This window comes from Leptodesmis sp. (assembly GCF_052746595.1).
Genome location: NZ_JBRAGO010000025.1, coordinates 1 through 12,989 on the forward strand (window position 1 = coordinate 1; position 12,989 = coordinate 12,989).

Below are 12,989 nucleotides of genomic sequence, written 5' to 3' on the forward strand. Positions count from 1 at the left end.
TGCTTATCTCAATAATCAGTTATGAATCTTCTCTCTAGAAGGTGACACGCACCCGGCCATCAACTTATCAACTGTTGCACCCTGGCTACAACAAGCTTTTAGTTGAGGGACTCCTAGTTGAGGAACTTCCCCAACATACAAACAAACCATCTTCGTCGCGTTCAATGATTACGTAAAATTCCCTCTTATTAAGAGCCATACCTTAATCCTCATTTATTTCAACATTACACAGCATTTCTCTATACTTTTGCTCGTAATTGACTTTTCAAACATCCTCTTAAATGTTGCCCGAAATCCCCTGGGAAGGCATTCTGGATTCCACTAGAAATTACTTCTAGATTGTGCTTTTGGATAATATCTTCTAAATCTGATAACCAAGCGTGGTATATCTCATCATCAAGAAGTTTTCCTTCCATTGATGGTAAATACACTCGTGGAAAATCAACTATTGAACCAGCATCTCTCGATAACGCTGTCGAGCAATTTCACCATCTTGCTCTGGCTTCCAACCACAGTTGGACCAGAGTTCTGCAAGATCAGCATTTTGAATTAATAGCGATTTAAATGCTCCTGCCTGTTCTGCTAAAGATCTGGCATTTTCTGATTTCGCGAGTCTAACCTCCTCCCGCAACTGATACCAGATAAAACCCTACCGGATAAAATCCAGAAAAATCGCACCTGGGACAGCTTGTGCAATTTGAGAGATATTAGCAAGGTCTTGTAGTAGAAGCATATTTATCTACTCCCACCTCCTTTAAAGGGTGGGAAAGAAAATTTGGAAATAGAGCTGAACGATCGACTGTCCCCAGATGGCGGCAATGATTCCCCCCAAGGCGAGAAAGGGGCCAAAGGGAAAGGGTTGGCGACGGTTTAAAAGACCGATCGCGATCGCGCCACCTCCGACAAACGCTCCCAACACACAGGCCAGAAATCCCGCCAGGAGCAACTGCTGCCAGCCTAACCAGGCTCCCATCATGGCGGCTAGTTTGGCATCTCCGCCACCCATGGCCGTCTGCCCCAGAGCTATAGAGCCAACAAAGGCAATCATATCCAGGAGCCACAATCCTACTACAGCTCCTACGACTCCTTCCATGCCGGCCGTTAGCCCGCCAGTCCAGGAAGCCGTAGCGATCGCGCCTCCCACACCCCGCATGATCAATCCTGCCACCAATCCGGATTGCGTCAGGGCATTCGGCAGGGTCATGGTATCAATATCAATCAGAGATAAACCCAATAACCAACTGAAAAAGATCCAGTATCCCAACGCTGGCCAGGACACTCCAAACATCCAAAACAACAGCACAAAAACCGCGCCACAGGTGGCCTCTAGCAAGGGATAACGGCCTGGAATGGTTGTATGACAACTGGAGCAGCGACCTTTAAGCCGAATCCATCCCAAAATCGGCACATTTTCCTGCCACTTAAGCTGATGATGGCAGACTGGACAGCGAGAGGGAGGAACCAGAATGGATGCCCCTGCCGGAATCCGATGAATGACCACACTTAAAAAACTGCCGACTGACGCCCCCAGGGCGAACACCAGTAAATAAACAAAAGCTATGAGCAGAACATCCATTGCAAACAGGAGTCATGAGAGGATCATGAGCATCGATGTTCCTGGCCTGGAAGGTGCTTAACCAGAATCTTTCTCCTGAGAAGATTGCTTACGAGTAAAGATCTGACTTAATCTGGCTGAACGGAACAAAGCACTCTTGGGGTAGTAAGACAGGCTTACCGGAGAAGATCAGCTTACCGCGATGGGTAAACCGATCGATCGCAACCCCCAAAGGACGCTGAATCAATTCCGGGTGAACTTCGTAGTAGGTTGTGTAAATGATCCGGGCTGCGCGGATCAATCCTGGATCCAGGAGTACTGAGTAGTCAGCCTCTTCAGGAGTTGGATTGGGCACCGACTTCTGTGAAACGTATGTCACCCGAGTTATCCCCTATCGCTTTGGAAGAGTTTAGTATACCTGCCCCATTTCGACAAGAATCTATTGGTTAAGGATTACGAACACCGTTTTTCCCTTCCTTTAAGGCTGATGGCTCCGCCGCAACTCAGTAATCTGATCGGCTACCTCCAGAATGGATTTAGGCATTTCTGGCCCGGTCAAAATAACATCTACCTGACGAGGCCGCTTGTTCAGAAAGGATAAAACTTCGGTTTCTGAAATTAAGCCAAAGTGAATGGCAAGGCTCAACTCATCTAGAACGACTAAGTCGTACTTTTTCTCCAGAATTACGGCCTGGGTTCGCTGCCAGAGGTCTACTAGCGATCGCACCTCCTCCGGATCCAGATGGGGGGTATCAATGCAACGGGGCAGGTTACAGCGAATCCAATGGAGATTCTGCCCCAACTGCACTGGATTTTCAAACCCCTGGTCGATTCCCCCTTTCAGGAACTGTACGACCAGCACCGGAGTACCCTGACCAGCAATCCGCAGTGCCTGACCCATAACATTCGTAAAAAAGTTGCGATGGGTGCAGGTGAACACTTGCACTAACCCTTCCACCGAAGGAGCAAGACGACGGGCCGAATCAAGGCTTGGGGCTTCTACCTGGGAGACCATAGGTTTTTCTCAACTCAACCACCAACGAGGACTTTGGAATAGGCAAAATATAGCGTACTTTTATAATTATTAATCCTGCTTAACGCTACATTTTGTGATGCCCCTACCCTTAAATTTTATCCTGACTCAGCGATCGCGGACGGTGCAATGGTATTCTTGCTGAGTGAAAAACCTTGAGGCTAGGCAATGGTATGGCAGCGTCTTGATGGTCGGCAGGCCAATCAACTCCGTCCCGTAAGTTTTGAGCGGCAATTTACCCGGTTCGCGGCGGGTTCTGTATTAGCGCGCTGTGGAGAAACCCAGGTTCTATGCACGGCGACGATTCAACCCAAAGTTCCCCGATTTTTAGAGGGAAAAGGCCAGGGATGGTTAACCGCAGAATATCGGATGTTACCAACAGCCACTCCGGAACGTCAGGAACGTGAATTTATGCGGCTCTCTGGACGTACCCAGGAGATTCAGCGGTTGGTAGGTCGCAGCCTGCGATCGACGCTGGATATGACCGCTCTGGGAGAACGCACCATCATTATTGATACAGATGTGTTGCAGGCCGATGCTGGAACCCGGACAACTGCCATCACAGGTGGGTATGTAGCCTTGCAAGATGCAATTCAAAAGTTGTTGAAAACTGGAGAACTGGAGCGATCGCCCCTCATTCACCAGGTTGCTGCCATTTCGATTGGGCTGATTCAGAATGAAGCACTACTAGATTTGAATTATGAGGAGGATGTAAAAGCCGACACGGACTTTAACGTCGTCATGAACGAGAAATTAGAGTTGATTGAATTGCAGGGAACCGCAGAAGCCGGAGCCTTTAGCCGTGCCCAGTTAAATCAAATTCTGGATCTCGCCGAAGTTGGAATTCGGCAGTTACTGGAGTTGCAGCGACAAATTTTTTCCTAAGAGGGCGTTTGAAAGGTATTTATTGGGAATCCTGACGGAGCGGGGTTGATTTGAGTGATTGTCCATTCAGTTTGTTACTTTCAGGGAAGCAGAGGTGTCAATGAATAAACGGTAATTTCGGTTGGAAGTCACACTATGCGCGTTTGACTGAATTAACTTTAAAGATTTGACTTAGAGGGTTTGCTTTGTTTCTAGACTGGAGAGAATGGAAATACTCATCCGGCTAACGGGTACGTGATGGATTCTTCGCTTGCTGACTTAACTAATTTTCGTACCGATAGTGTGCGCCAGACCCCTCTGGGTAAGATTTGTGGGTCCCAGAACCGATTTCGCGATCGCTACGAGATCTTGAAAGTGCTGGGGCGTGGTGGTTTCGGGGTCACATTCCTGGCCAGGGATTTTGCCCTACCAGGACAACCGCTCTGTGTGATTAAGCAACTTTGTCCTAAAGTCAATGATACGCTAGCCCTACGCCGGGCACGACAACGGTTTCAGCAAGAAGCGACAACCCTGGCCAAGTTAGGGAACCATGCTCAAATTCCCCTGCTTTTAGACTACTTTGAGTCAGATGGTGAGTTTTATCTGGTCCAAGAATTTATTCGCGGTTATACCTTAGCCAGAGAAGTTCAGCGTTCCGGGCCATTTTCTGAGTTTCAGGTCAAGCAATTTCTGCGAGAAGTTTTACCATTACTGCAGTATATTCACAGCAATCGGGTGATTCATCGAGATATCAAACCCCCCAATCTGATCCGGTGTGAAGATGACGGACGATTGGTGCTGATTGATTTTGGAGCAGTTAAGGAATATATTGCTCAAGCGAGCGATCTAAGCGCCAAACCCTCTACCACTCAGTTTGTCGGTACGGTAGGATTTGCCCCTCCAGAACAGTTGGCCTCTCGTCCGGTCTACTCTAGTGACATTTACGCGATTGGCATTACCTGTCTCTATTTACTCTCTGGAAAGTCACCACTGGAATTTGATTATGAGTTCACAACGGGTGAGGTACGCTGGCAAGATCACATCACTGTGAATGATCATTTTGCCAAAGTACTGAGTAAGATGCTGAAAATTTCTCCGCAGGAGCGATATAAGTCAGCAGCAGATGTTTTGACAGCTCTGCAGCTGGAGCCTCACTGGAAAGATCTGGAAAACTGTATGAACGATGTGCGATCGCGCCCTATTGCCCAACCCGAATTACCCATCGATCCGCCTTCGAGTGGCTATTACACTCCTAAAACTCTGCGTCAAGCTAATGAGATTCGGGAATGGCACGCCCGATTAAAAGCCAGACGCGCCAGATACCATCGGATGCAGTTACGCATTACTTGTAGCAGTTCAGAAATCTTTAAGTAGTTTTGCAGAATTCAGTCGTGCGAAATGGACGATCGCGAGTAAGATGTATCAATTGCAATGCTCCAAAACGATGAAAGCCCTGGATCTAACCGGGGCTTTCGCATTTCTCAGTGATTGATTTGACAGTTACTTAACAGATACTGCATTCACATCTACTGTGACATCTTTGGCAGTTTCCCAAGTTGTCGTAGTAGATTCAGCAGAATTCTCAGCTTTGCCGCCCTTGAGTCGAGTGAGCAATATCTGTGAGAGTTCGGCAACCAGAAGTGTAGCAACTACGCCATCATCAATCCAACCAATAATGGGCAAAAAGTCAGGGGAAATATCAATGGGGCTAATGAGATACAGCAAAGATGCGCCAATAATCCACCACCGGTATTTAGGATTGCGGATTACATCACGATACCAGTTATAAATTGACTCAACTGAAAAGTTCATTGAAGTGCCCTCCGATTACACTTTTCATCTTGTCAAACCCGCTTAAGAAGATCCGGTGTGGATAACCCATCGTTTTGCCGTAATTTGCCTACACTTGCCTCTGCAAAACTCCCGATCGCTGCAAATCCAGGATGGTGGCGTTGCCAGTACAGAAGAGGGTAATAGCAAGTTCAGCCAGCAGGATTTCTACAAGGTTATGCAGGGCGGCCTCTGACTCTCGAGCCGCTTGCAAAAAGGGCATCGCCATTCCAGCCAGATTTGCTCCCAGGGCGATTGCTTTTGCCGCATCCAAACCATTGCGTAATCCACCGGAGGCAATTAGAGGGATCGTCGGAGCGATCGCCCGGATAGAGGTAATACACTCGGCAGTTGGCAGTCCCCAATCAGCAAAGGTAGCTCCTAAACGGCGTTGGCGTTCATCTCTAGCTCGTTCACTTTCGACCTTCGCCCAGGAGGTGCCGCCCGCGCCAGCCACATCGATCGCGCTGACACCAATCTGGATTAACTTCTCAGCCATGATTCCAGAAATACCATTACCAACTTCTTTGGCAATCACAGGTACAGGTAATTTTTCACACAATCTGCCAATCTTTTCTAGTAATCCTCGGAAATTGGTGTCGCCTTTAGTTTGCACACATTCCTGCATTGGATTGAGATGCAAAACCAGCGCATCGGCTTCCAACAAGTCCACCACTTTACGGCATTGTTCAATCCCATACTGATAGTTCAACTGCACCGCACCCAAATTGGCAAACAACAGAGCATCTGGCGCAACAGAACGAATCGCAAACGTTTTAGCCACCTCTGGTTTTTCGATTGCCACTCGTTGCGAACCCACTCCCATTGCCAAACCATATTCTTGAGCGATGGCAGCCAATCGGAAATTAATCATTTCTGCCTGCTCGGTACCTCCCGTCATGGAGGAAATGAGCAGCGGACTGGAAAGAGTTTTTCCTAAAAAGTGAGTGGTTAAATCCACATCACGCAAATCCAGTTCCGGTAAACAACAGTGAACAAATCGATAACGCTCTAATCCGCTGGTCGTTTGCCGAAATTGCACATCTTCTTCTAGACAGATGCGCAGATGATCCGCTTTGCGAGTCTGAGTTTCTGCTGATAAATCCATACTTCTACCTTTCAAGGCTTGATCAATTCCACTCCATCCCGGCCATCAATATCCTGCACATAGACTTTCACAGTTTCATCACTGGCTGTGGGGAGTTTTTTACCGATGTAGTCAGGATGAATGGGCAGTTCTCGATGGCCCCGATCGACCAGAACTGCCAACCGGATCGTGGCAGGTCTACCGTGATCTTTCACTGCTTCCAGAGCAGCCCGTGCAGTGCGCCCTTTAAAAATCACATCATCCACCAGCACAACCGTTTTACCTGTCAAATCAAAGGGGATATCAGTTTTGGCAGGAGTCCGAATGCCGATCTGATCCAGATCATCCCGGTAGAAGGTGATGTCGATCGCTCCCAAGGGAACCGCCACCTGCTCTAATGCCTCAATTTGCCGCGCCATCATCCGGGCCAGCGGTACACCCCGCGTGTACACTCCCAATAACACCAATTGGGATAAATCTCCTGATCGTTCGATCACTTCAGAAGCCAACCGGGTCATGGTGCGGCGGATCTCTTCTGCAGACAAAATTTCGATGGCTTCACTCGACATATCGTTAATACTCAATTCCTGGTTGAGCTTTAACACCCTGTTCCTTAAATGGATGTTTGATCAGAGTCATTTCTGTTACCAGATCGGCCCGATCGCACAAGGCCGCGGGAGCACCTCGTCCGGTCAAAATCACATGCCCATCCTCCGGTTTCTGCTCCAGGCCAGCCAACACCTGCTCAACTGTGAGGTATCCATGTTTCAGCGCTACATTCACTTCATCCAGCAAGACAAGTTTGAACTCCGGATCCTGAATAAACGTCAGCGCTTTCTTCCAGGCCCGTTGCGCCATCTGAGTATCCCGCTCCTTGTCCTGGGTTTCCCAGGTAAAGCCTTCTCCCATCGCATGAAATTCTAACTGGGGAGACTGCCCATCCGCCGCTATTGACCAGGGAGAAAAAGCTACCTTTTCTGCCGGTTCCCAGGCTCCTTTAATAAACTGGACGATCGCCACCCGGTACCCATGCCCCAGAGATCGCAGCACCATACCCAGAGCTGCTGTCGTCTTGCCCTTGCCATTGCCCGTATGGACAATCACCAGCCCCTTCTCCGCCGTCATTCCCGCCAACCGCTGTTCCTGCACCTCCTTACGCCGCTGCATTTTCCGCCGATACTGCTCCGCATCCAGCGTTCCAGTCGTTTCTCGCTCTAATCCTATCAACTCCAACGATTCGCTCATAACACCCCCTTGATAACACTTCTCCAGACAACGGTACGAGACAAAGAAAAGTTTTAAGTTCTCAGTTCCAAATTCAAATTTTTAACCCAGAGTTGTCTGAACACTCAAAAGCACCAAAGCCATTAATCGCGTGTCTACCCCAATCCCCGATCTCCTATGCCCTACTTCCCACTCCCAGGCCCAACTGTTCAGAATACCAGGGGCCGTCGTCTCGTTCTTCTAACCGGGCCATATCTCCCTGGTAGTTACTGTTAATAGCGATCGCCTTCTGTTTGAGGTGAGGAGGGACATATTCTAAGTCCACTGGCAGCCCGTGTCGCAGTAAAAACTCAGCGAGTTGATGAGGATGCAGGTAAATTCCGTTCTGGTGCAATTGATACAGCATGTCTTCAAAGGTGGGCCAATGGTCTGGGGGGCTGGAAGGATGCGAGGATGCGATCGTAAAAGCAGCACTGGAAGCAGAATAAGTCATTTCAGGAAATACTTTCAAAAAGGATGGCGGAGGGTTTGCACAGCTACTACCAGCTTATGGTAATTTTCTACAGGATGACTGGGAATCTTAAGTGGGATCGACCTACCAGACCAGTGGCCTCTTGTCATAAACAGACAAAATCCTTCAAATTGGTGAAGAGTATCCCAAACCATTGGTGCTAAATTAAAGGAGTCAATAGTTGAAGGATACACGAGAAGCGTTGAAAACCCTTTCCCTGACGGGATACCATCTGCTTTGGTATCTGGAAATGAAGCTCAAGCGGAAACGGCAGTGCGACCCCGCGCTATCCTGGGTTGATCGGTGTGAAGCTCCCAGTATGAACTGATCGGCCTGTAACTTCAGGTTTGCAACCAGGGAGTTGTTTGATTGGGCTCTAGCCCCCTTACCTGGCTCCCTGCCTTGGCAAACTGGGTCGGTCAGATTCTCACAATGAGAATTTTGCAATTAAACCTTGTTTCAGTTCAGAAGTATGGGTTTTTCGATGAAAAAATCCAATTTTCTAACTGAGCCTGGTTGATGAATCAGACGAGTTTCGCTGTTCTAAACCTTGTTCAAGTTTAGAAACACAGTTTTTCAGATGAAAAAACTCCGATTCTCTAACTGAACCTAGTTTATTTAGCACCGCTAGATCAGTGAGGCGTTCTGGATCGCAGTACCAGAGTTTCTGGACAGGATGCAGCGTGACTTGTCTTTATCTATATCTATGGGCTGTGGCTCTTGCTGAGCAAGGTGGATCAGCTATTTGCTCATGCTGCTTGTTCTCTTCACTTACTTTTTATGCCGTTCATCCCATTCGGAGTGCAAAAATGTCAAAACTTCTCAGTCGCAAAATCGCACCCTCCCCCATGCCTGCCGAAATCAGTGTCGTGGATTTAATTGATGGCTATTTCACAGCCTACAACTCTGCCCGGTTGCGCGAAATCTGCCACTTACTTACCCAAGAAGTGCTCAAGGATGGGGTTACCGTTGGTCTCAGTCTTTCGGGAGCCATGACCCCCGCTGGATTTGGAGTCTCAGTGCTAGCTCCGTTAATGCGGAATGGCTTCGTAGACTGGATTATCAGCACAGGCGCAAATCTGTACCATGATCTGCACTACGGCTTGGGCCTGGATTTGTTTGCCAGCAGTCCCTTTCTGGATGATGTGAAGTTGCGTCAGGAAGGTCGGATTCGTATTTATGACATTGTGTTTGGCTACGATGTGCTGCTGGAGACTGATGCTTTTATTCGGGAAATTCTACGGGCTGAACCGTTTCAAAAGCGGATGAGTACGGCAGAGTTTCATTACCTGTTGGGTAAGTATGTGCGCGAAGTTGAAAAGCAGGTGGGTGTTAAGAATTCTTCCTTGCTGGCCACCGCTTATGAATGTGGAGTCCCGATTTATACCTCTTCGCCCGGAGATAGCTCGATCGGCATGAACATTGCGGCTCTGGCGTTGGAAGGCTCCCAGTTGATGCTGGATCCCTCCCTGGATGTTAATGAGACAGCCGCGATTGCTTATGCCGCCCGTGAAACAGGTAATCCCGATGTGGCAGGCAAGAGTGCCGCTTTGATCATCGGGGGTGGCAGTCCCAAAAATTTCCTGTTGCAAACTCAACCCCAATTGCATGAAGTATTAGGTCTGGAAGAACGAGGCCACGACTATTTCATCCAGGTCACGGATGCCCGTCCTGATACTGGCGGGTTGTCTGGTGCTACACCCAATGAAGCCGTAAGTTGGGGCAAGGTTGATCCGGAGGAACTGCCGAACACGATCGTCTGCTATACCGACAGTACGATCGCCCTGCCAATTATCACCGCTTATGTGGTCAACCAGTGTCCTCCCCGTCCGCTGAAACGGTTGTACGATCGGCGTTCTGCCATGGTAGAAAAACTGCGTCAGGATTACATGGCCGCTAAAACTGATCCTGATCGCTTTATCACTTCTCCTATTCCCGTTGCTGGGCTGGAAGAAAAAGTGGTTCGCGAACCAGCGATCGCCACTTATCCTTGCGGTACGCCCATTCGGAACGGACGGAACGGCCATCGGTAGGATAGGATAAACCATAGAAAAGCTAGAGCAACACTTGGAACACTCTAGCTTTTCTATTTCTATGGGTTTGACTGCTTGGAGTATGGCTGGATGTAATCTGCGACCAAGTTCTGCAATTCGTGGATGCTTGCGGTGAGATTAGCGATCGCTTCCTGGTTAACAGCAGTTTGTCTTGCAGTGACAGCTAAGATTTGTCGAATTTCTGCCATTTCTGCATCATGACGAGAGATAAGCAACTTGGTGAGTCGTAACAACGCTGGTAAGTTCTTAGGTGTCATGGGATTTCTTTTGGATAGTTAGAGATGAATACTTTACTATCACTGAATTCCTTTAAACCGTTCTTTGGCAGCAGCGAAGGACTCTCTCATCGCGGCTTGAATTCGTTTGGGGTCCGGTTTTCTGCCACCCATTAAGTCACCGAAGTAGACGCAGGCAGTTTCTCCCAAGGCCCAGGTATAAGCGGCAGCCCAGGACGCGGCAATCACACTGCCAAGGCCAGGAATAAATTTGATCAACTCTCGCCCGATCGCCTGAGCCACAAACCCTCCAGCGATCGCGCTGACGATGCCCCCCGCTTGGGAAGGAGTCAGGGCTTGATTGTAAAGTTGTCCCAGTAAACCCACCATAGAAACCTGCAACGCTGTTAAGACGGGCATGGTGGCAAAGGGCAGGGGAACGGCGGCGATCGTCGCTGCCGTAACCGAGAAGGCCAGAATGTAGCGACGGCCTACATCTCGATAAAGGTTGCCAAGTTGCTTGCCGACTTCGTTATCCAGTAATTGATGGATGGTGCGGGCTTCGGCTTCTGGTAAGAGATCAGTTAAGGCATCACTGAAGGCTTCCAGACCATAGAATACGGGCGTATAGCCATCTTCTTCTAAGGTAAAGTCGATCACAACAGCACGATCGCAAATGCCCTGAAATGTCTCCTGGATGGCGATAAAGGCCCGGTTAATGGCAACAGCATCGGGCGGATAGGATGGATGCTCAGAAACTTCTGGAGGATACAATTCATGCAAACAGGTCACAGCCAGCAAACAGGGAATCTCTGGATGTTCCTTGCGAAGCTGTTGGGCAATCTGGCGTAGGACATCGGTGGCAAAATCTGTAATTTTCACCGTCAGCACGAGAATCCGAGCACGGTTGTTCTGCTCTTGCAGTTCCCCCATTAGCTCCTGAATGATCGCCTGAGTATCCTGGCTCACATCTCCCAGACCCACCGTATCGGTAAAGATTAATAATGGTAAATCACTGCTGGGATAGTTGTAGCGCTGGGTATGTTTGGTATGAGGGCGAAATCCCTGACCGACAATTTCCGCTGAAACCCCCGTTAATCCTCTGACGATCGAACTTTTTCCGGCCTGAGGTTTGCCCAATAGCAATGCTTCCGTCGTCGGTAGCTCTGCCCGAACGGCAGCTAAAATCTCCGCCACTTCCGTATCACTGACACTGAACCAATGCACAAACGTCTGAGCCACCTGATCCAGGGGCAGCAATCCACCTACAAACTCAAACGAATCTTTCCAGGCACCCACAACGAGCCTGAAAAAGGATTTCGATCGCGGTGGTGCAGAAGCCGATGACAAATTTGCCTCTGAAGACTCCCCTGCAGCAACAGAATGGGAGTCTGAATCTGCTTGGTTTGGCTCAGCCATGCCTTGTCAGTTTACCAATCAACAAGGAGTAGTGACTTCTACCGATCTCGCCTGGAAGCATCAAGCCTCATCGCGGGGTTCGCTATTGAGGTTACTGGTTCCCGGAGACGATTCATACAAGGCATCCAGACGTTCCCGCGCATCTTCGACCGTCATCGATCGCATCACCAGCAAGGGTTCGTTAATGACATTTCCTGAATCGTCTAAAAATTCGGGATGGGGAACGGGTTGACGAGAATGGCTGGACGCAGAGCTTCCATTCCCCCGGGATGGTGGGTAGAAACGCTGCGAGTCTATCCCTAAAGTCACTAAATTGCGAATCAAATTAGCCACTGCTATTACAGCCAGTGTGGTAAAGGCGATAATGTAAAGCAAATGTAACAGCATAGGGTGTTCCTCAGTTCCAGGCCGCTTAAGTTAGAAAACGCATAACCCCGGTCAAACGCAGAAAGAAATTAGGGAAGGATCTTCGAGTGTCTCAAAATTTGCCCTACTTCTTAAGTGTCCGCCTGTACAGATTTTTCTAAATAAAAATGACTGGCGACCTTCCAGCACTCGGAAACAATGGCGTGCCAGGGCATCATTACGGATGGTTCGACACCGACCTGTCCACCCGTAGCCTTAAATAACGCTTGAGCCGCATTCACTTCCTGTTCCGCCTGAACTACCCTGGCTAGCAGGTCAGCTTGCTGATCATTGGTCAAAAATGGCACTTCATTGTTTTCAAAAAAAGAACGCGACCTTGCAAACCAGAACTGAAAATCATCAAGCAGCAGCTCCAGAAGGGATTTCAGCAGTTCTGAGTCTGCAGGATTAGAGTAGGACATATTTTAAATCTAGATAAATTTACGGTCTGCTTTCATATTATCTTAGCGCCTTTTCAGCTTCTTAAACATTCTTTACCTGGCTGCAGGGCCGATGTTCGCGGGAGTTCGTCTGTTTTGGAAAAAGTTGTAACTTAAGTAACTCTTAACAAAAAATTATGATTAACCAGTAGCTCCGGAGCTTGGCAAGATTCCGGGTAGCTAAATGCACTGTGCCTTCCCACATACGTTAGACTGGGTAATTATTCAGTTATCACCTGGAACAAATGGTTTTCTGGGAACTCCGGGCTCAATGGGCTAATTCCGTTGCTGGCAGCAGAGGTCAGCGAACTATTTAGGGGCGAGAATTGTTAGCCCCCTGCTTCTGTCTGTG

The 12,989-nt window shown here is 48.7% G+C and carries 16 protein-coding genes; 4 read left to right on the forward strand and 12 right to left on the reverse strand.

Annotation, left to right across the window (positions count from 1 at the left end; genetic code table 11):
* Positions 1-754: 754 nt before the first annotated feature.
* From ACUVQO_RS07610 to ACUVQO_RS07620, 3 genes are all read right to left on the reverse strand, one after another.
* Positions 755-1,576, reverse strand: coding sequence for a prepilin peptidase (locus ACUVQO_RS07610; protein WP_445925288.1), 822 nt, complete (start codon positions 1,574-1,576; stop codon positions 755-757).
* 88 nt (positions 1,577-1,664) lie between these two features.
* Positions 1,665-1,934, reverse strand: coding sequence for a hypothetical protein (locus tag ACUVQO_RS07615; protein WP_445925289.1), 270 nt, complete (start codon positions 1,932-1,934; stop codon positions 1,665-1,667).
* 99 nt (positions 1,935-2,033) lie between these two features.
* Positions 2,034-2,570, reverse strand: a complete 537-nt coding sequence (locus ACUVQO_RS07620) for a P-loop NTPase family protein (protein WP_445925290.1) — start codon at positions 2,568-2,570, stop codon at positions 2,034-2,036.
* A 186-nt stretch (positions 2,571-2,756) separates the two neighbouring features.
* Between ACUVQO_RS07620 and rph the strand changes: the two genes are divergently transcribed.
* Positions 2,757-3,473 (forward strand): ribonuclease PH, encoded by a 717-nt coding sequence (gene rph / locus ACUVQO_RS07625; protein ID WP_445925291.1) that lies wholly within the window; start codon positions 2,757-2,759, stop codon positions 3,471-3,473.
* Positions 3,474-3,710: 237 nt separating this feature from the next.
* A complete protein-coding gene (locus tag ACUVQO_RS07630; protein ID WP_445925292.1) occupies positions 3,711-4,826 on the forward strand; it encodes a protein kinase domain-containing protein in 1,116 nt (371 codons plus the stop codon).
* Positions 4,827-4,952: 126 nt separating this feature from the next.
* Here the strand turns inward: ACUVQO_RS07630 and ACUVQO_RS07635 are convergent, their stop codons facing one another.
* The 5 genes from ACUVQO_RS07635 to ACUVQO_RS07655 all read right to left on the reverse strand — a co-directional run bounded on the left by ACUVQO_RS07635 (position 4,953) and on the right by ACUVQO_RS07655 (position 8,086).
* Positions 4,953-5,264, reverse strand: a complete 312-nt coding sequence (locus tag ACUVQO_RS07635; protein ID WP_445925293.1) for a YkvA family protein — start codon at positions 5,262-5,264, stop codon at positions 4,953-4,955.
* An 88-nt stretch (positions 5,265-5,352) separates the two neighbouring features.
* On the reverse strand, positions 5,353-6,390 hold the full coding sequence (gene fni, locus ACUVQO_RS07640) for a type 2 isopentenyl-diphosphate Delta-isomerase (protein ID WP_445925294.1): 1,038 nt from the start codon (positions 6,388-6,390) through the stop codon (positions 5,353-5,355).
* A gap of 11 nt (positions 6,391-6,401) precedes the next feature.
* Positions 6,402-6,974: a bifunctional pyr operon transcriptional regulator/uracil phosphoribosyltransferase PyrR gene (gene pyrR / locus ACUVQO_RS07645; RefSeq protein ID WP_445925295.1), complete on the reverse strand. Its 573-nt coding sequence runs from the start codon at positions 6,972-6,974 to the stop codon at positions 6,402-6,404.
* A complete protein-coding gene (gene cobO / locus ACUVQO_RS07650) occupies positions 6,943-7,614 on the reverse strand; it encodes a cob(I)yrinic acid a,c-diamide adenosyltransferase (protein WP_445925296.1) in 672 nt (223 codons plus the stop codon). The genes pyrR and cobO overlap by 32 nt, the downstream gene beginning before the upstream one ends.
* 154 nt (positions 7,615-7,768) lie before the next feature.
* Positions 7,769-8,086 carry a hypothetical protein gene (locus ACUVQO_RS07655; RefSeq protein WP_445925297.1) on the reverse strand — a complete coding sequence of 106 codons (318 nt, stop codon included), beginning with the start codon at positions 8,084-8,086 and terminating at the stop codon, positions 7,769-7,771.
* 199 nt (positions 8,087-8,285) lie between these two features.
* Here ACUVQO_RS07655 and ACUVQO_RS07660 point away from each other — a divergent pair, with 199 nt between their 5' ends.
* Together ACUVQO_RS07660 and ACUVQO_RS07665 are read left to right on the forward strand one after the other, a co-directional pair.
* Positions 8,286-8,432, forward strand: a complete 147-nt coding sequence (locus ACUVQO_RS07660; protein ID WP_233744395.1) for a hypothetical protein — start codon at positions 8,286-8,288, stop codon at positions 8,430-8,432.
* A 481-nt stretch (positions 8,433-8,913) separates the two neighbouring features.
* Entirely contained in the window at positions 8,914-10,137 is a 1,224-nt protein-coding gene (locus ACUVQO_RS07665) for a homospermidine biosynthesis protein (protein WP_445925298.1), read from the forward strand.
* A 59-nt stretch (positions 10,138-10,196) separates the two neighbouring features.
* On the opposite strand, the gene ACUVQO_RS07670 is transcribed toward ACUVQO_RS07665, so the two are convergent.
* The 4 genes from ACUVQO_RS07670 to ACUVQO_RS07685 all read right to left on the reverse strand — a co-directional run bounded on the left by ACUVQO_RS07670 (position 10,197) and on the right by ACUVQO_RS07685 (position 12,619).
* Positions 10,197-10,415, reverse strand: a complete 219-nt coding sequence (locus tag ACUVQO_RS07670; RefSeq protein ID WP_445925299.1) for a hypothetical protein — start codon at positions 10,413-10,415, stop codon at positions 10,197-10,199.
* 39 nt (positions 10,416-10,454) lie between these two features.
* Positions 10,455-11,792, reverse strand: a complete 1,338-nt coding sequence (locus ACUVQO_RS07675; RefSeq protein WP_445925300.1) for a GTPase family protein — start codon at positions 11,790-11,792, stop codon at positions 10,455-10,457.
* Positions 11,793-11,852: 60 nt separating this feature from the next.
* On the reverse strand, positions 11,853-12,179 hold the full coding sequence (locus ACUVQO_RS07680; RefSeq protein ID WP_445925301.1) for a DUF2973 domain-containing protein: 327 nt from the start codon (positions 12,177-12,179) through the stop codon (positions 11,853-11,855).
* Positions 12,180-12,289: 110 nt separating this feature from the next.
* On the reverse strand, positions 12,290-12,619 hold the full coding sequence (locus ACUVQO_RS07685; RefSeq protein WP_445925302.1) for a DUF2605 domain-containing protein: 330 nt from the start codon (positions 12,617-12,619) through the stop codon (positions 12,290-12,292).
* Positions 12,620-12,989: the final 370 nt, after the last annotated feature.

Coding starts and splice junctions, on each gene's coding strand:
- ACUVQO_RS07610 (WP_445925288.1), bottom strand. CDS start 1,576: ATGGATGTTCTGCTCATAGCTTTTGTTTATTTACTGGTGTTCGCCCTG.
- ACUVQO_RS07620 (WP_445925290.1), bottom strand. CDS start 2,570: ATGGTCTCCCAGGTAGAAGCCCCAAGCCTTGATTCGGCCCGTCGTCTT.
- rph (WP_445925291.1), top strand. CDS start 2,757: ATGGTATGGCAGCGTCTTGATGGTCGGCAGGCCAATCAACTCCGTCCC.
- ACUVQO_RS07630 (WP_445925292.1), top strand. CDS start 3,711: ATGGATTCTTCGCTTGCTGACTTAACTAATTTTCGTACCGATAGTGTG.
- ACUVQO_RS07635 (WP_445925293.1), bottom strand. CDS start 5,264: ATGAACTTTTCAGTTGAGTCAATTTATAACTGGTATCGTGATGTAATC.
- fni (WP_445925294.1), bottom strand. CDS start 6,390: ATGGATTTATCAGCAGAAACTCAGACTCGCAAAGCGGATCATCTGCGC.
- cobO (WP_445925296.1), bottom strand. CDS start 7,614: ATGAGCGAATCGTTGGAGTTGATAGGATTAGAGCGAGAAACGACTGGA.
- ACUVQO_RS07655 (WP_445925297.1), bottom strand. CDS start 8,086: ATGACTTATTCTGCTTCCAGTGCTGCTTTTACGATCGCATCCTCGCAT.
- ACUVQO_RS07665 (WP_445925298.1), top strand. CDS start 8,914: ATGTCAAAACTTCTCAGTCGCAAAATCGCACCCTCCCCCATGCCTGCC.
- ACUVQO_RS07670 (WP_445925299.1), bottom strand. CDS start 10,415: ATGACACCTAAGAACTTACCAGCGTTGTTACGACTCACCAAGTTGCTT.
- ACUVQO_RS07675 (WP_445925300.1), bottom strand. CDS start 11,792: ATGGCTGAGCCAAACCAAGCAGATTCAGACTCCCATTCTGTTGCTGCA.
- ACUVQO_RS07680 (WP_445925301.1), bottom strand. CDS start 12,179: ATGCTGTTACATTTGCTTTACATTATCGCCTTTACCACACTGGCTGTA.
- ACUVQO_RS07685 (WP_445925302.1), bottom strand. CDS start 12,619: ATGTCCTACTCTAATCCTGCAGACTCAGAACTGCTGAAATCCCTTCTG.